20 protein-coding genes are annotated in these 17,753 nt (G+C 35.3%); 1 reads left to right on the top strand and 19 read right to left on the bottom strand.

The window, feature by feature from the left end:
* The 19 genes from minD to RTL21_RS18780 form a co-directional block, all read right to left on the bottom strand.
* Nucleotides 1-540 (bottom strand): septum site-determining protein MinD (gene minD / locus RTL21_RS18870; RefSeq protein WP_312098108.1); only part of this gene is annotated, 540 nt, incomplete at its 3' end.
* 1 nt (nt 541) lies between these two features.
* Nucleotides 542-1,219 (bottom strand): septum site-determining protein MinC, encoded by a 678-nt coding sequence (minC, locus tag RTL21_RS18865; protein WP_312098106.1) that lies wholly within the window; start codon nt 1,217-1,219, stop codon nt 542-544.
* A gap of 626 nt (nt 1,220-1,845) precedes the next feature.
* Nucleotides 1,846-2,361, bottom strand: a complete 516-nt coding sequence (gene mreD, locus RTL21_RS18860; protein ID WP_312098104.1) for a rod shape-determining protein MreD — start codon at nt 2,359-2,361, stop codon at nt 1,846-1,848.
* Nucleotides 2,358-3,251 (bottom strand): rod shape-determining protein MreC, encoded by an 894-nt coding sequence (gene mreC / locus RTL21_RS18855; protein ID WP_312098102.1) that lies wholly within the window; start codon nt 3,249-3,251, stop codon nt 2,358-2,360. Before mreC ends, mreD begins: the two co-directional genes overlap by 4 nt.
* Before the next feature lie 21 nt (nt 3,252-3,272).
* Nucleotides 3,273-4,295 carry a rod shape-determining protein gene (locus RTL21_RS18850; RefSeq protein ID WP_312098100.1) on the bottom strand — a complete coding sequence of 341 codons (1,023 nt, stop codon included), beginning with the start codon at nt 4,293-4,295 and terminating at the stop codon, nt 3,273-3,275.
* Between the two features lie 170 nt (nt 4,296-4,465).
* Nucleotides 4,466-5,140 carry a RadC family protein gene (radC, locus tag RTL21_RS18845; RefSeq protein WP_396954472.1) on the bottom strand — a complete coding sequence of 225 codons (675 nt, stop codon included), beginning with the start codon at nt 5,138-5,140 and terminating at the stop codon, nt 4,466-4,468.
* Nucleotides 5,141-5,211: 71 nt separating this feature from the next.
* Nucleotides 5,212-5,793 carry a Maf family protein gene (locus RTL21_RS18840; RefSeq protein ID WP_312098096.1) on the bottom strand — a complete coding sequence of 194 codons (582 nt, stop codon included), beginning with the start codon at nt 5,791-5,793 and terminating at the stop codon, nt 5,212-5,214.
* 213 nt (nt 5,794-6,006) lie between these two features.
* A complete protein-coding gene (locus RTL21_RS18835; RefSeq protein ID WP_312098094.1) occupies nt 6,007-6,174 on the bottom strand; it encodes a hypothetical protein in 168 nt (55 codons plus the stop codon).
* The gene (locus RTL21_RS18830) at nt 6,171-7,097 is read right to left on the bottom strand and encodes a hypothetical protein (RefSeq protein ID WP_312098092.1); all 927 of its coding nucleotides are present in this window, start codon (nt 7,095-7,097) and stop codon (nt 6,171-6,173) included. The genes RTL21_RS18835 and RTL21_RS18830 overlap by 4 nt, the downstream gene beginning before the upstream one ends.
* A 119-nt stretch (nt 7,098-7,216) precedes the next feature.
* Nucleotides 7,217-7,966 carry a hypothetical protein gene (locus RTL21_RS18825; protein WP_312098090.1) on the bottom strand — a complete coding sequence of 250 codons (750 nt, stop codon included), beginning with the start codon at nt 7,964-7,966 and terminating at the stop codon, nt 7,217-7,219.
* Complete coding sequence (locus tag RTL21_RS18820; protein WP_312098089.1) at nt 7,963-8,592, bottom strand: PilN domain-containing protein; 630 nt, start codon at nt 8,590-8,592, stop codon at nt 7,963-7,965. Before RTL21_RS18820 ends, RTL21_RS18825 begins: the two co-directional genes overlap by 4 nt.
* Complete coding sequence (gene pilM, locus RTL21_RS18815; RefSeq protein ID WP_312098087.1) at nt 8,593-9,579, bottom strand: type IV pilus biogenesis protein PilM; 987 nt, start codon at nt 9,577-9,579, stop codon at nt 8,593-8,595.
* Nucleotides 9,580-9,590: 11 nt separating this feature from the next.
* Nucleotides 9,591-10,337 (bottom strand): prepilin peptidase, encoded by a 747-nt coding sequence (locus RTL21_RS18810; protein WP_312098085.1) that lies wholly within the window; start codon nt 10,335-10,337, stop codon nt 9,591-9,593.
* A 41-nt stretch (nt 10,338-10,378) separates the two neighbouring features.
* Nucleotides 10,379-10,849 carry a competence type IV pilus major pilin ComGC gene (locus tag RTL21_RS18805; RefSeq protein ID WP_312098083.1) on the bottom strand — a complete coding sequence of 157 codons (471 nt, stop codon included), beginning with the start codon at nt 10,847-10,849 and terminating at the stop codon, nt 10,379-10,381.
* Between the two features lie 102 nt (nt 10,850-10,951).
* Nucleotides 10,952-12,163 (bottom strand): type II secretion system F family protein, encoded by a 1,212-nt coding sequence (locus RTL21_RS18800; protein WP_312098081.1) that lies wholly within the window; start codon nt 12,161-12,163, stop codon nt 10,952-10,954.
* Nucleotides 12,150-13,202, bottom strand: coding sequence for a type IV pilus twitching motility protein PilT (locus RTL21_RS18795; RefSeq protein WP_312098078.1), 1,053 nt, complete (start codon nt 13,200-13,202; stop codon nt 12,150-12,152). Before RTL21_RS18795 ends, RTL21_RS18800 begins: the two co-directional genes overlap by 14 nt.
* 11 nt (nt 13,203-13,213) lie before the next feature.
* The gene (locus tag RTL21_RS18790) at nt 13,214-14,869 is read right to left on the bottom strand and encodes a GspE/PulE family protein (protein WP_312098076.1); all 1,656 of its coding nucleotides are present in this window, start codon (nt 14,867-14,869) and stop codon (nt 13,214-13,216) included.
* A gap of 69 nt (nt 14,870-14,938) precedes the next feature.
* A complete protein-coding gene (locus RTL21_RS18785) occupies nt 14,939-16,273 on the bottom strand; it encodes a VanW family protein (protein WP_312098074.1) in 1,335 nt (444 codons plus the stop codon).
* 69 nt (nt 16,274-16,342) lie between these two features.
* Nucleotides 16,343-17,089: a hypothetical protein gene (locus tag RTL21_RS18780; protein WP_312098073.1), complete on the bottom strand. Its 747-nt coding sequence runs from the start codon at nt 17,087-17,089 to the stop codon at nt 16,343-16,345.
* A 211-nt stretch (nt 17,090-17,300) separates the two neighbouring features.
* Between RTL21_RS18780 and RTL21_RS18775 the strand changes: the two genes are divergently transcribed.
* Nucleotides 17,301-17,753 (top strand): type IV pilus modification PilV family protein (locus tag RTL21_RS18775; RefSeq protein ID WP_312098072.1); only part of this gene is annotated, 453 nt, incomplete at its 3' end.

The raw sequence follows: 17,753 nt of genomic DNA, 5'->3' as shown, positions 1-17,753 counted from the left end.
CATATGATTTCTAATTCTATTTATTACAAGCATTGGTGGTTCCATTTGCTCTTCTTTTTCCAATAAACCAATTACTCTATCTGCATCTCTTACAGAAGATACCTCAGGAGTAGTAACAACAATAGCTTTATCCGCACCTGCCACTGCATTTTGATATCCTTGTTCAATGCCTGCAGGACAATCAATAATGACATAATCATAATCTTGCTTTAAACGGAGTACTAGCTCTCTCATTTGATTCGGTCGAACAGCAGTTTTATCACTTGTTTGTGCAGCTGGTAGTAAATATAATAAATCATCAAATCGTTTATCTTTAACAAGTGCTTGATGAATTTTACATCTTTCCTCTACCACATCCACTAAATCATAAATAATACGGTTTTCTAACCCCATTACGACATCAAGATTTCGTAAGCCAATATCTGTATCTATTAAACAGACTTTTTTCCCTTGTAACGCAAGTGCTGTACCAATGTTTGCAGAAGTGGTCGTCTTTCCAACTCCACCTTTACCTGATGTAATAACAATTGCCTCTCCCATCTTAATATCCTCCTTCCAATTTCAGCAAATTCGATCTTAAATGTGGTAATACTTGTAATCTATCAATCTTAATTACATTGTCCTTCACATATGCACATTCCATTTCTCTCATGTTTTCAGAAGACGAATTCGTTATCTCTCTTTCGATAAAATGACTAATCCGGATTTGTGTCGGTTTCATAATAGATGCAGCAATAACCGCATCATCCTTTCCATTATATCCAGCGTGGGCTATACCTTTCAACTGTCCCATAATATAGATATTGCCCCCGGCTATTACTTTCCCGCCTGGATTTACATCTCCGATTAGCAATAAATCACCAGGTACCTCTAATATTTGGCCAGAGCGTACAATACTGGTTATTGATTTCACTTCACTTTGTCTTAGCCAATTTTCCGCTTCTTTCTTTGTTACTAAATTACTATTAATGGATTGAACGGACAAATTTTGTTTTTCTTGAATTAAATGAGCAATCTCTTCCTTTTGTACATCTGTTACATATCTATTCCCAAGCTCTACTGTCACTTTTATATCTCGATTTTCGTTATGAAGGCTTGCGCTCTCATTTAATTTAAACTGGAGTTCTCTTAATAACTCCTCATAAGAACAATTATCATACAGATGGAGGCCCAGTCCATTCTTCGTTCCTTTAATTGTTACTAGCTGCTTTTTTTTCATTTCAAGTTGTCACCTCTGTACGAAAAGCGTTAGCGTCTCTCTTTCATCCCAATACATAGATACTTCTTTGTTATAAACAGTCTTGTTTATAACAGGATATAGTCTTTAATTTACTAGACAATGGACGCAAATGCTCGATATCGATATACTTATAAATCTCACTTTGCATAAAAAAGCGCAAACATCCTAATCAAATAATGAAGCATTATGAATCATGACCAAATATCGTCATCACTCATTAAACGATACGGAATCAATTCAATCCAACATTTTAATTTGATAGATGATTGGCACTTTAGCTAGAGCATTCACTCTTTTCATAAATGCGTTTAAAAATGCAAAAATAAATTTTACTTCTTTGTTCGCGTCTCATCTTAGCATCTTAGTAAACACGATAAAATTAGTTTAAGAACTTTAGAAATCTAATTAATGGTTTCTAATTCCTTATAATATCATTCGACAAACGTTTTTGAAATTCCTTTTCAAGGCAAATATATTTCTCAAAAATCAGTAAAGCAAAAGCGCCTGTTCAAACTATTAAACGAAAGACAAAGCTCCAATCAAATAAATTTCAGATCGAAGACAACCAAATGTCCAACCTGAAATTTATTTCCATTCTAACTATATCATTCTTTTAACTCGGCTGCATACTTCTCAAATAAACGTTTATACGGATATGCGACCAGCACAATAAAAATAAGATTCAACCCTAAAGATGGCATAAGTCTTAAATGTAGGAAACTCCCAAAATCAATCGTTGTAAGGTTTATAACTTTTATTACTTGATAAACAATCATTTCCAGAGCAGAAACAGCAAGTAAACTCATTACGGAAACAACAACAATATTACTATGGAAAATCCTCATTAATTTATTAAAAACATAAATGATAAAAGGGAAAGCAAAAAAATAGATACCTAAAATTTCTGTATATACAATATCAAAAAGCAGTCCAAAAACAAAGCCATATATCACGCCAACTTTTCTATTTCCATAAATAGAAAAGAAGAGAATGGTAATCAGTAAAAAATACGGAACAAAAATCCAATTTTTACCAAAAAGGTCTGTAGGAAGTAATTCTAGGAAAACACTTTCTAAAATAAACATGAATGAAATTAAACAGCCAATTAAAACTTTTCTCATTGTTCATCCTCTTCAGGAGTTAAAGCTTCCCTGTCTACTACCATTACATGTTCAATATCATAGAAATCCGCCGCTGGATTGATAAATACTTTTTTCTGCAGACCATTTTCATCTGGTTCTACTTTTTCTACCGTTCCAATAGCTAACCCCTTTGGAAAGACCCCACCCATTCCTGATGTGGTAACAAGCTGTCCTTTTTCGACCTTCAAGCCATTTGGTACTTCTTCCCAAGTCATAATCAACTGCTTTGTTTCTTTATCATAATCCGCAATAATTCCAAAAACGTCTGTATTATCTTTATTCTTTTCTTTTTCCTCTTCTTTTGGCTGAATAAAAGCAGAAATTCGATTAGCTGGATCTTCAGAGCTCAATAATTGGACAGTAGCCGTATTTGGGGCAACTGATTTAATTTTCCCGATTAATCCAGCAGAAGTAATAACAGCCATATTTTTCTCCACGCCGTCATTTTCTCCTCTATTAATGGTGACCAGCTCTGTCCATTGGGATGGATTTCTTCTAATTACCGTTGCTTTCATCAGTGTGTAGTCACTTAAAGATTCCTTTTCTTCCAATGTTTCTTGCAAGGCTTGGACATCTTTTTTGAGACCTTGAACCTGATATTTCAGCTGAGCATTTTCCTCTAGCTTCGCCTTTAATTCTTTATTCTCTTTATATGTACCCTGTAAAGATTTGACATTATCAACAAAACCCACCACAAAATGGGCAGGTCTGGAAACAAGGGTTTGAACCCAGCCGGTTGTATCTTTTACAAATTGCTCCGGCCAGGTTAATTTATTTCGATCGCTTAATGAAAACCCTATTAATGCCACGAGAATAATGATGCTTACAAGCAAAATAATCAGGCGTTTATTCATAAAAAACTGTGGCATGCCTATACACCTCTAATAAAATTATCGTGAATCTTTTGCTTTATTTTTAAATAAATGAATATGATCTAAAGCTTTACCAGTTCCGATAGCAACGCAATCCAGAGGATCTTCTGCTATAACAACAGGCATTTTTGTTTCTTCACTGATAATTTTATCTAGATTTCGAAGCAATGCTCCACCACCGGTTAGAACAATTCCACGATCCATAATATCAGCTGCAAGTTCTGGAGGTGTTTTTTCTAGCGTTACTTTTACTGCATCTACAATTGCTGCTACTGTATCTTTTAATGCTTTTGCAATTTCATCTGCAGTAATTTTTATCGTTTTTGGCAGTCCCGTTAATAAGTCTCTACCGCGAATATCCATATTTTCAATTTGATCTGGATTTCCAGCACTTCCAATTTCCATTTTAATGCTTTCAGAAGTTCTTTCCCCAATCATCAAATTATACGTTTTACGAATATAATTAACGATTGCATCATCCATTTCATCTCCAGCAATTCGAATCGATTGGCTTGTAACAATACCACCAAGTGAAATAATGGCAACTTCTGTTGTACCGCCACCAATATCTACTACCATGCTACCTGTTGGCTCCCATACTGGAAGATTTGCTCCAATTGCAGCTGCAAAAGGTTCTTCAATTGTATAAGCATCTCTTGCACCAGCTTGGCGTGTTGCATCAATTACAGCTCTCTCTTCTACTGCAGTAATACCTGATGGTACACAAACCATTACATAAGGCTTGCCTGAGAAATAGCCCTTATTTTTTATCGCTTGCTTAATATAATATTTCATCATCGTTGCAGTTGTTTCATAATCAGCAATAACCCCATCCTTCATTGGACGTAATGCTACAACATTTCCAGGTGTTCTACCAATCATATTTTTCGCATCGTTTCCAACCGCAACAATGCTTTTTGTATCTGTTTGTAGTGCAACCACTGATGGCTCTCTCACTACAATTCCTTTTCCTTTCACATATACAAGTGTATTTGCTGTTCCTAAATCAATTCCAAGATCTCTTGTACCAAAACCTAACATAAATGTATCTCCCTTTCTGAAACTAATGCAATATTATAAAGTAGGTAGATATTCTCCTCTTTGTAATTATCTTCTAAAATGTTACATATCTATATTTTGTCATGATTAGACATAAATACCCAAAAAATCATAAATAATATTATAGCTTATATCAACAAAAAAGAACAGCGTCATACATACCCTTTTTCTTTTAAGCTGATAAATTTATTTTCCCCAATTATGATATGATCTAGCAAATCAATCCCAATAATTTTTCCACATTCCACTAATCTTTTCGTCACTTCAATATCTTCTCTGCTTGGAGAAGGGTCACCGGAGGGATGATTATGAAGACAGATAATAGAAGCAGCAGATCTTCTAAATGCTTCCTTATATACTTCCCTGGGATGGACGATACTAGCATTTAAGCTACCAATAAAAACAACTTGCTTATGCATCACTTGATTCTTCGTATTTAAATATAAGCAGATGAAATGTTCTTGAGATAAGAATCTCATTTCATTCATCATATATTTCGCAGCATCTTCTGGTGACCGAATACAATATCTATCGGTGAATTCTAAATTGGAAACACGTCTTCCTAACTCGATTGCTGCCATCAATTGAATCGCTTTTGCTGTTCCAATCCCTTTAATTGCTTTTAACTCATCGAGACTTGCATCCTTCAACAAACGAAGTCCATCAAAATGGATTAAAATCTTATTTGCTAACGTTAATACCGATTCATTTTTGGACCCTGTTTGAATCAATAAAGCAATTAATTCATGATTCGCCAAGCTTTCTGGTCCTTGTTTAATAAAACGTTCTCTCGGTCGTTCGTCATTTGGAAAATCTCTTATTAACATAGAATCCATTCTTTATTAGTTCCTCCCTTATCAGTCGATTTTGGGAAGAAAAGAATAGAGGACCCTTTGATTTAATTAGGCATACTGAAGAAGCCTTTTGCTTTCAATTCGCGCACTGTTCGAGAAATCGGAAGACCAACTACGGTGAAATAATCTCCTTTGATTTCTTTCACAAGTATTCTGCCTACTCCTTGAATTCCATACGCGCCTGCTTTATCAAACGGTTCCCCGGTGTCTAAGTAATCGTGTATTTCTTCCTCTGTTAATTCCCAAAATAGCACGTCAGTTTTTTCATAAAATGTGGAGCATACTCCGTTTGCCATAATAGCGACACCAGTATAAACAGAATGCGTTTTCCCCGAAAGCTGACTCAGCATTTGATATGCCTCCTCTCTTGAATGAGGCTTTCCTAAAATGACACCACCTAGACATACGACCGTATCGGCACCAAGTATAAATGATTCTTTGTCATTGGAATATACTGCTTCGACTTTTTTTCTCGCTAAATACATGACTATTTCTTTAGGAGAAAGAGAAGGATCAAAGCTTTCATCTACATTACTACTGGATATAACAATTGGTATTTGGAGTTCTTCAAGGAGCTCTTTTCGTCGAGGAGAAGAAGAGGCCAATATGAGGGTTTGCTTTAACATCTTTACACCTACCTACTATTTTCAAATTGAGAGATACAAATTAATCCTATCAAAGAATTACAGGATACACAATTTTGAAACATAATTTTTTATCAAAAAGTAAATAAAATGTAATATGACGAAATTTGTAGAAATATTTACAAAATTATTTTTAAATAGTAAATAAAAAGAGGAAGCGTATGTTTTTACAAACTTAACGCTCCCTCTAAAAAATTACAGCACTACATAATTAGCCAAATAGTCAAGCAAATGCTGTTGTACTGCCTCTATCTCTTTTTGACTACTATTTTCCGTTAATTTCAGCGCAAGCTCTCCACCTTCTGCTAAGTGTGTTGCTATTTTTTGAACCTTTTCATTTGTAAAATTAGAGGTTTCTTTCATGATAGCGAGCTCCTCCACTTACTTCTATCATCAGCTGAAATGGATTTATCAAATTGAACACTTGTAACGATTTGAAGAATAGAATAATAAATGGCTGACGATCCTTCAATAACCCCCTTCTCTTCCTTCGATACATTCTCTATCTCTCCACCATTAAAGACCATTTCTTTTGCATAGGTTCCATTTACTTGCTTTTGCCATGCCTTAGCATCCTCTAAGTTATTAACAACCCCCAATAAAAGGAAATATTGTCCTTCTATAGGAATACTTTGACCCGTTTTCCCTGCCTCAGATAATTTTTTTTGTTCCTTTTTTGAACTTTCTTCCTTTGAGAAAATATCCTTTTGAAGAACATAGGTAGTGATATCTGCTTTCGTCGCAATTTCCGTAGCAGCCTTTGCTTGTCCATCTTTGGATGTACTGGTAGGATTATTGGCTGAAGCCGTTATACTTCCATTTGTCGCATCAATCTGATCACTACCTACCATATTTAATAAAATAAACCCAAAACTAGTTCCTAAAATAACAGCAAAAAACACAGCAAAGAAAATAGAGGCAACTATTTCCTTCGGCAAGCTTTTTTTCTTTCCCTCTTTTGTTTTGCTGCTCTTTGATATCGTTGGCTTGTCCTTTTTATTTAAAGGCGCTTGAAAAGCAAATATGCTTTTCTCCTTATCTTTTGCTGGCATTTCTTCTGGTTCCGGAAGAATCCAATCAAAGCTTTCCTCTAACTCTACTTCTTGACCAGCTGCTGACTCTTCACTAAAAAAACCATTTTCTTTTTTCTCATTATCTTGGTTCTTATGAAAAACAGAAGGTTGATTCCGCTCCATCGTTTCATCTGTATCCTGATTTTGGAATGGACGGTCTTTTCCGTTGATTTTAATCGTTATCGTTTTGCGATTCTCCGGTTTTTCACTCACTCGTCCTACCCCCATTTTCATTTATTTTGTTTATCCTATCATACAAATAAAAAAAAATAACAAGACTTTTGTCGTCTTGTTATAGAATGATTTCGTCAAATTATTTAATTATTCGCCAATTAGTTAGGGAAGGGGTTTATTTTATTATCAGGTGATGGAACATCTAGTTTAGGCAAACTTTCTTGTAAATCTACTAAATCTGGCATGTAGAAGACGGAGAAAGTAACATAAAACGTTACTAAATCAGTTTCTTCCTCTATTGAAATAGTCGTTTTTTCTTTGTCTCCAGAAAAATTGATATTTCTCACTAACACAATCCGTTCATTATTCTCTATTTCAGAAATAAACTTCTCCAACGCAAAATAGTCCTGCGCTTCGATTTCAAGTGTAGCAGTCATTTCTTTCATTCCTGAAGGCATTTCTATAGCTGGGATCTCAGTCTCCTCGGTATTTTCAGCTGTTGTTTCTTCGTCAGTTTCTAAGCTAGTGCTTTCATCAACTTGTTCTTGCAATATCCCTGCATCATCTGTCGAATCAACATCTATCTCTCCATTACTAAATACCATATTTTGAACCGTTGTTTCGGAAATAAGCTCAGCTTTTTCGATATCCATTAATAATTGATCCGTTAACGGCTTTATCGGAATGCTTTTTTGCAATTCGAATGTATTTTTTTCTCCAGATTCTTTCTTTTCTTGAATATTCGTTTCTATCACCGATAAAAGCTGTTGTTCCGTCTCTATCTGCTCCTTTTTTTTATTATTTTCAGCAAGCTTAGGCTGCAAATAAAAGAAATACATTCCTGCTAAGAGACTGATTATAATCAAAATACTACTTACGGTAAGTAATCTATTTCTATCAAGGTTCATGAATTAGAATCTCCTTGTTCCTTCTCTTGCTGATCCATTTGTTCTTCCTCTTTAATTGTTTCTTTACTTAAGAAGATTTGAAAAGAACCATTGTACCTTTGTACATCTTGTTCCGTCGAAAGAGCACCTTCATCAACGGAAGTGGTAATAGTTGTGGCCGATAGCTTAGAGAGTGTAACATCCGTAATCCATGCTGAATCCATCAGCCTATTTAAATAATAGGCAGCTTCTCTCGTTGTATCAAACTGAGCCTCAAGCTGAATCGTTCCATCTTCATTATAAAGAAAAGATAGAATAAACCCTCTCTCCGGTAGGTAGGATGTTAACTCTCTTATAACTGGTACAGTTTTTAATGGATAATCCTCGGCCCAAATTACTGCCTTTTCTAATTCTCCAGCAGCATTGGAATTTTCATAAGTAGTCAGCATTGTTTGTGACGTTTCCACTTGTTCCTTTATTTTATTCACTTGTTGGGCTAATTCATCATTCTTTTTCTGGATAAAATGACCAAGAAACAGCATTGCAATCAAACAAAGGATTGCAACTACAGTGAAGATGAAAAGAATATAGATTGATTTATTACTTCGTCTTTCCTTTTTCGGTAGTAAATTAATATTCACTAACATCTATTTCACCTCTTTTAAAGCTAATCCTAAAACAAGGTGAAAGGCACTTGGTAAAGATCGCTTGAATCCAGTTAATAAGCTATCTACTTCTGGCATAATAATCGGTAGCTCAAAACGAGTAGATAATTCCTCTTTTATGGTTGATAGCATTGGATGATCACCAGTCAAAATAATTTTCATCAATTGTTCTCTTCCTTGATGGATAGAATAGCGATAAAAGTCCATCAATCGGTTTACTTCTCGAAAAACATTATCATATTCTATCATTAACTCTTTGCTATCACCTTGAAAGAAAAGTTCTGATTGCTGTGACCGATTTACTCGAAATTCCCATTCCTCGCGAATAAATGCTAGAGGCAAAAAATGGGCAAAAATCGGATATCCATGCTCAAAAATAGTAATATTCACATTTTCTAAATCCATATGAACAAATAATAATCTTTCCTCTTCAGCAGCAGTGTAAAGTCGTTCATAAATACGGAAAGCAGCTAGCGAGGAAATATCTGCAGCAACTGGATAGAGCTTTGCTTCTGTTAGAGCATCAACATAATCCTGTACTAATTCTTCTTGTGCAGCAATTAAAAGTATTTCCTTTTTCTCTTCTTCTTCTTTTAAAACAACCGTATCAAAAACAGGCTCTTCAAATGGGAGGTGGATTGATGTGCCAATTTCTAAGTATAGATACTCGTTCAATTCATCTTCTCTGATATCTGCAGGCACCGATATTTTCCGAATAATAATTAACGCATCTGGAACAACCATTTGAATGTCTCTTTTCTTTATTTTCCACGTCTCTGCACTTTCTTCTAATATTAACTGCAAGCTTTCTTTATTGACCACTTTGCCATTTCTAATAATGCCTTCTGGCAAAACCCTCTCTCCCCATTTGATTGGCAGAGGGGGATTTATTTGTTTCAGCTCCATGTATCGAATGGAATGATCATTAAAAATGAGCTGGACAGTTCTTTTGTTTCGAAACAATCCCATATGATATCTCCTTATATGTTAAGAAGTTGAAAGTAAAAATCTATTAGATTTGATCCATAAAAATAGGCGATAAGGGTGCCTACAACAATATATGGGCCAAACGGAATTGGCTCCCTCTTCTTAAAATGCTTTAATAACATTCCAATTATACCAATTACAGCACCAAATAAGGAAGCAAGGAAAAAAGCCAATAATACTAATTTTGGACCTAACACAAAGCCAATGACCGCAAACAGCTTGATGTCTCCACCACCCATGCCGCCTTTACTAATAACTGCTAGAAAAAGTAATAAGAAAAATCCAACAGCAGATCCTGAAATGGAGAAGACCCAAGTGTTTTGAGGAATAAATAGTTTCTCTATAATAAAGATGATAGAAAAGACAACTAATACTTTATCTGGAATGATCATATAAGCAAGATCGGATACAAGGATAATGATCAACAAGGAGATGAGCGTCCACGCCACTACGAGTTCACTTGACCATCCTAATGTGAATGGAGCCAAAATAAACAAAAGACCGGTTATCAATTCGACAATCGGGTAAATGGGAGAAATAGCAGTCTTACACTGACTGCATTTCCCCCTTTGTAAAATATAAGATAATACAGGTATTAATTCATACCACCTTAAAGTATGTCCACATTTTGGACAGGCTGACCGCGGAGCAACAATCGACTGATTTACAGGAACTCTAAGTCCAACTACGTTAAAGAAGGAGCCGAATAGGAGTCCGTAAAAGAAGATTAGAAATAGCATTATTTTCCCCTTTAGTTTATTGGTAGTTATTGAATCCTACTTTATTTTACATCATCCCTTGATAATTCTGCCTCAGCAGTTTCAGCAATTCCTCGCTCACTTCCAACCAATTTAGCGTAATAATTATATTTACCTTCGTCACCTTTTTCGATTCTTACGTAAGAAACATTTTCAGGGGCAGCTGTAGGACTTTCATTTGTTCCTTTTTTATAACTTCCACTATCTGGATCTTTTACCGTATCTAGATAACCTTGTTCCTCCAAATATTCCATTGTTAAATACTTCGAACCAGAACTCGGCAATAACCCAGTATCAGCAGATACAGCCAATTTAGCAGAATTTATCATTTGCTGAGCATTTGCTACATGAGCATCCTTCTTTGTATTATCAATGATTTTCCCTACACTTGGTACAGCGATTGCTGCAATGATTCCAAGAATAACTACAACAGCAAGTAATTCAATTAACGTTAATCCTTTTTGATTTTTAATACGATTTATTATATTTTTCATTTTTATTGCCTCCCTAGTCCTATTTTACTATTATAAGTAGTACTTTAGCAGATTCTTTTTTTAAAAGGAAGATATATTTTTTCGGAAAATTACGTATTTTTTTTAATAATTATCCACTTGGTTAAAAATTTCAAACATTGGAATCATCAGTGCTGAAACAATAACACCTACAAGGCCAGCTAATAAAACAATTAGCAATGGCTCAAGGATAGCCTTTAGCCGATCTGTACTAACTTCCACTTCTTTTTCATAAAAATCAGCAACTTTTCCAAGCATAAGGTCTAATGCCCCTGTCTCCTCCCCAATGGCAATCATTTGGGTAATAAGAGGAGGAAAGGCCCAATGCTTTTTCATTGGGTCAATTAATGACTGTCCATTTTCCAATGCAGTTTGGGACTTGTTCACCACTTCTGCAATCACTTTATTTTCAACAACGGATTCCACGATGGCCAATGCCTGCAATATTGGTACTGAACTAGAAAACAAAGAGCTTAATGTCCTAGTCATTTTAGCTAGTTCTGCCTTCTGTAGTAGCTTCCCTATAATCGGCATTCTTAATACCGCATAATCAAGGTAATATTTAGACGTATCATTATTCCGCAATAACATAAACACGATTGTAAATAGTATCACAACTAAAGCAATTAACCACCAAAATGATTGCACAAAGGCACTTGCATCTAACACAAATTGTGTAATAAACGGTAATTCGCCACCTAAACTGGCAAACATTCCAACAAAAATTGGTACAACATAAATTAATAAAAATACCACAACCAATATTGCAAGTAAGCCAACTGCTGCTGGATAAGCAAGCGCTGAAATAATCTTCTGCTTCGTAAAATGCTGCCTTTCAAAATGGACCGCCAAACGCTCGAGCGTTTCATCCATATTACCGCTTACCTCTCCTGCTCGAACCATATTAATGAACATCGGCGAGAACACCTTTCGATGCTTATCTGCAGCAGTGGAAAGAGGATTTCCTTCCCTTAAGTCCTCTTCCACTTCTTTTAGAACCTTGCGCAGTGCTTTGCTGGAGGTTTGCTCTGCAAGTATTCTTGTTGAATCGATTATGGATATACCTGCAGATAGTAGTGTTGCGAACTGTCGTAAATAAATGACCATATCCTGCAATTTCACAGGATTTCCAATGACAATATCCTTTGTAAAGAATGATTCATTGACTTCCATTATCTCTGTTACCCGAACACCTTGGTCTCTTAGTAAAAATAAAGCCTCCCGCTTCGATGAAGCATTAATGCTTCCTTCTTTTTTCCCCTGTATCGTTCTTCCCGTATACTTAAATCGAGCCATTAATAGACAACTCCTGTAAATATTGCGCAGCAACTTCTTGATGAATATGCCCCCATTGAACAAGATCTTTAATGCTGTTTTCCAATGTTACCATCCCCTGTGATTTGGATGTTTGCATGATATTCATAATTTGATGAATCTTTTCATTTCGAATTAAGTTAGCAACTGCAGAATTGTTTAGGAGAATTTCCAAAGCAACAACCCTGCCTCTTTTATTTGCTGTTGGAAAAAGGCGTTGGGAAACAACGGAAACTAAGACAGAAGCTAATTGGATTCTTATTTGCTGCTGTTGTTCAGGTGGGAACACATCAATAATTCTATTTATCGTTGCTGGTGCTCCTGAAGTGTGCAATGTTCCCAATACAAGATGGCCTGTTTCAGCTGCTGTAATTGCGGTTTGAATGGTTTCTAAATCTCTCATTTCCCCTACCAGAATAACATCGGGATCTTGACGCAATGCTGCACGCAGTCCATTTGCAAAATTCTTTGTATCAAATCCCACTTCTCTTTGATCAATAATTGACATTCCGTGTGAATGATAATACTCGATTGGATCTTCAAGTGTGATAATATGCTTATGGAAAGATTCATTTAAATAGCGTATCATCGCTGCTAAAGTAGTCGATTTCCCACTTCCAGTTGGACCGGTAACAAGAACGAGTCCTTGTTGCTTTTCGGCAATTTTTCGTAAAATAGCTGGCATGCCAAGCTGCTCGATCGTTGGTATAGCGGTTGGAACAATCCTAAGGGCAAGAGAAACTTGTCCACGCTGTTTAAAGATATTGACTCTGAAGCGAGAAAGCCCCTTTATTTCATAGGAAAAGTCCAATTCTCCTTTTTCTACAAAGGTTTCCCATAATGATTCAGGTGCAATTGCCTTGGCCATTTCTTCTGTTTCTGCTTTCAGCAAGCTTTCTTCCCCAACCCTTCTCAAGTCTCCATTTACGCGGATAACAGGTGGTATCCCGACCGTTAAATGAACATCAGAAGCTCGATTTTCATAAGCAGCCTTTAAAATATCATCTAATTTCTCTCTCACGATATTCCCCTCTATTCAGGAAGAACGACTCTTAATACTTCTTCCGTTGTTGTAATGCCCTGTTTTACTTTTAATAACCCATCATCAATTAAAAACACAGTTTTGTCCTTTTCCGCTTGCTCTCTTACCTTTATAAAGGATTCGCCGTTCATGATTAATTTTCTTATCTCTTCATTCATAACAAGCACTTCGTGAATCGCAATTCGCCCACGGTAACCCGTCATATTACAAGAAGAACAGCCTTTCCCGCGAACAATACGCTCAATAGACATACCTCTTCTGGCAAAAATCTCTCTTTCTCTTTTCGTTGCTTCCTCTTCTGTTTTGCAATCTCGGCAAACCTTTCTTACTAACCGCTGTGCAACAATCCCATTCAAAGAAGAAGCCACTAAAAATGGCTCTACCCCCATATCAATTAAACGAGTAATCGTTCCGATCGAATCATTCGTATGAAGGGTGCTAAGTACTAGATGGCCCGTTAATGAGGCACGTATTGCCACTTCCACTGTGTCCTTATCTCGAATTTCTCCAACCATGATAATATTAGGATCCTGTCTTAAAATAGACCGTAAGCCAACAGCAAAGTCCATACCTGTATGTAAATTCACTTGAATTTGATTGATTCCTTCCAATTGAAATTCTACAGGATCTTCAATCGTTAAAATATTGACTTCCTCATTATTCAGCTGATTTAATGCTGCATATAAAGTAGAGGATTTACCTGAGCCTGTTGGACCGGTAATCAACACAATCCCATTCGGCTTTTGTAGCATTTTATTAAATAACTGCAGGTTGTAGGGATGAAACCCAAGCTTTGTAATATCATTTAAAGCACTACCTAAGTCAAGTATTCTCATCACAATTTTTTCACCATAAACAGTCGGAATCGAGGAAATACGTAAGTCCACTGGATGTAACTCAAGATTAAACTTTATTCTGCCATCTTGTGGTAGACGATATTCCGTAATATCAAGATTAGCCAGTATTTTTATTCGCGCAATCAAGACACTTTGCATATGCTTTGGCAAAACTCTTTCCGTACGAAGAACTCCATCAATCCGATAACGGATTGTCACCTTCGTTTCATGGGGGTCAATATGAATATCACTTGCTTTGGCATGAATTGCATTCGTTATTAACTGATTAACTAATCTAATAATTGGCGAATCTTGAACGACATTTAAATCGACTTCTTCCTCTTGCTCTACAGGGAAGAGCAGTTCTTTAAATTCATCATCTACATCATAGTATTTATTAATTGCCCGAACAATATCATCGCGTGTAGCAATTGCTGGCTCAATTTGAAACCCAGTCGTTAAGCGCAAATCGTCAATTGCAAAATAATCCATCGGATCTGCCATTGCAACAAACAATTTATCGCCATCAATCTTTAACGGAATAAGAATATTTCTCTTTGCCGTTTCTTTCGGAACAAGAGAAAAAAGATTTTGCTCAAAGGGATAACGATATAAACTAATATGTGGGATTCCCAGCTGAAACTCCAGAACCTCTATTAATTGCTGCTCTGTAATTAATCCTTCTTTTAGTAATGCATCTCCAAGTTTTTGATTAGGGCTTTTACTTCTCAATGTTTCATCTAATTGTTCTTGTGTAATCAGATTCGCCTCTATTAATAAATCCCCTAGTCGTTTGCGCGTATTCTTCATTATCATCTTCCTTTACCTATTTGGTATCATGCATGAAAAACGACATTTTAATTTAACTTGTTATACTCTTTATTTTTCAATAATTTGGCTTTCATCTATTGAATCATCTGTATCATCCTGCTGTTCTTCTGAATCTTTCTGCTCTTCCGAATTGTCCTCTTCTTCAGAAGCTAACTCCTCGTCCGTTATATGGTCATCTAAATCCTCATCTATCGGTGTCTCTTCCTCAACCTCATTATTTTCTGTTGAGTCCAAGTCATTTTGAAGCCCTTTAACTTCTACTCTATAAATTGGCGGATAATAATCAGTAGATACTACTTCTCTTTTAATCTGATCTCCTTTTTTATCCAATACTTCTTTTATGACAACAACAGATACTCCAGGCTTTCCTTCCTGTTTAACTTGTACTTGATCTCCCTCAAGCAAAGAATCAAACTGGATAGTTGTTTTCGGCTCATACTCTTTCTTTTCTTCAATAACAATCTCATAATCATTTGGAAACGCTTGGCCTTTTAATTGCAGGACTAATTGACTATCCTCAACCTTAAGTGCAATTATATATGCATTTTCATTTGGATTGGTAAAGCGTAAATCTAATTGTTCACGAAAGCTCGCTTTCGCTTCGTATCCTATATCTACGTAGTCAGGAATTTCACTACTTATTGTACGTTCTCGAATGTCAAAATTTGTTTGTAGCACTAATTGATAAATACCTGTAGCCAGCAAACTTAGTGAATCATCCTTTATGCTTTTCTGATTAACATCTTGTAATAACCCTAATAAAGAAAAAGTCGTTTTAGGTAAAATCGTTATTTCTTCAATAGAAGAAATAATGGATTCTAGTTCTTTTTCTGTTTTATCAGGCACTGCCATTTCGACCGTGCTTAAAATATCTCTTTCTGCAACATAGGAGGCAAAATAATCTTCTAATATTAATTTTTCATCTATTTGCAGAATAGTAGCAGCTTCCAATAATGCTGACTTTAGAAGATCGATATCGATATCCTCTATCGAAAATGAATTATACTGCTCTAATTCTGTTTGTAATACCTCTTCATCTACTTCCACAACAAAGGTATTTGTATTGTTATCTGTTATATTTTTTAGTGTTTGTTCTACATCAAAGGAAAATAAATCATTAGTCACCTGAACCGTTTTTTCCTTATACTGAAACTCATAAATAGCATTAGCCTTCCAGCCTATAAGATGATTTTCAAGCGTCCTTTTTGCTTCTATTTCCGTTAACCCGCCAATGTTCACCCCAGCTACACTTGTGTTAATCGGGTAAACCACCTCTTCTTTACCCGCCTTCTGAAAGGCATAGACTCCCAAACTGGTGCCCCCAAAAAGGAAAAATGTTGCGATAAAAAGCGTAATAAATAATGTGAAAGTTTTTTTATCCATCTGTATTCTACCTTTCTAAAAACGCTTCTAGTGATTCGTATGTCAGCACTATACTTAGGATCTAGCTCTTTAATCAGTATCTTTTGGTAAATCACTATTATCCAATATTCTTATTTTTTCTAGCCTTTCTAAATAGCGACGATTCGGTTTTTCTTCTATCTCTTCTAGATGATCTTCCTCTTTATCCTCATTAACGTTTAAACCTTCTAAAAACGATTCAATTGAATTTTCCCTGACAACCACATTATCATTTTTCCAATAATCCTCTGTTACAACAGATGCAGTGGTATCCAATGGCGTATACGACCAATCATTTCTCTCTGCTTGCTTATTCAAGTTTTTAGCTTCCTCTGCATCCATATTTTCTTTAGCACTAGTCTTTATAAAATCCTGATTAGGTAACGTTTCTTCTGCTTTTTCCATTAGATTTGAAGTTGATTTAACCTCATCATCCTCTATTGAATTCTCTTTTTCAGCAGAAAATCTCAGCTCATTTTCCTCTTCTAATTCCATTTTCTCTTTATTCATGTCTTTTGCTGTAAACATCGTAATATATTCACTATGTATTTCTTCTTTAAAGAAAAACCGAGAACTTTTTTGCATAAATAAAGGCAACAGCAATACCAAAAGCAATAGACCACCGAAGCTTAACATAAAGCTTTTATACAAATATTGAATAGCAAAACCGATATTGGAAAGCACAAAAGCAACCAATACAATCGTTATTCTTCCCTTGATAGTCATGCTTGAAGGAAATATAACAAAAATTAATGTAATAATTAATAAACAAACGATAGAGATTAATAGTACTTGCATTTAAGCATCACCACGATTCTAAATAGTAAGAACAAACTAGATATCATCTAATATTTTAATGCATTTAGACCTACAAAATTTCGTTTTTCTCATCCTATGTATTGTATAATAGAATCAATCATTTTAAAAGAATAGGCAAATAGTTTTACCTGATTAATTTTCGTCTATTCTTATTTATTTACATTTCCATTTTATGAGCGGAGGAAAAAACATGCCCTTTAAGCATTTCATTCAAAATGATAAAGGTGTTTCATTAATAGAAATTTTAGTTTCAATTGTTCTCATAGGAATTCTCATTACATCCTTTCTCACTTTCTTTCCGCAAGTATCTTCCTTTAATCAGAAGACTGATGAAAGATTAACCAGTGTTACACTAGCAAAAAGTTGGTTAGTCCAAGCACAAAATAGTGAGAGTACATTATATAAACAAATAATGAATTTAACAGATAATCCATCAGTCGCTATTAACGGAGGCGATTTACCTTTATTAACAGATATAAATAGAAATTCAGGCGATATAGAATTAATTTTTAAAGAAAATAACTATTTTATTCATCTATATCTATATCATCGCGAGGAAATACTAAAGGGCGAAAATACGCTTTATAAAATACGCATTGATGTTTTCGATAAGCAAGATAAATTAAATAGCAATATATACGGT

It is taken from the genome of Niallia sp. (assembly GCF_031978665.1).
GTDB lineage: Bacteria > Bacillota > Bacilli > Bacillales > Cytobacillaceae > Niallia.
Note: the sequence above shows the minus strand (reverse complement) of the source record. Positions and strands in the feature narration are given on the sequence as shown.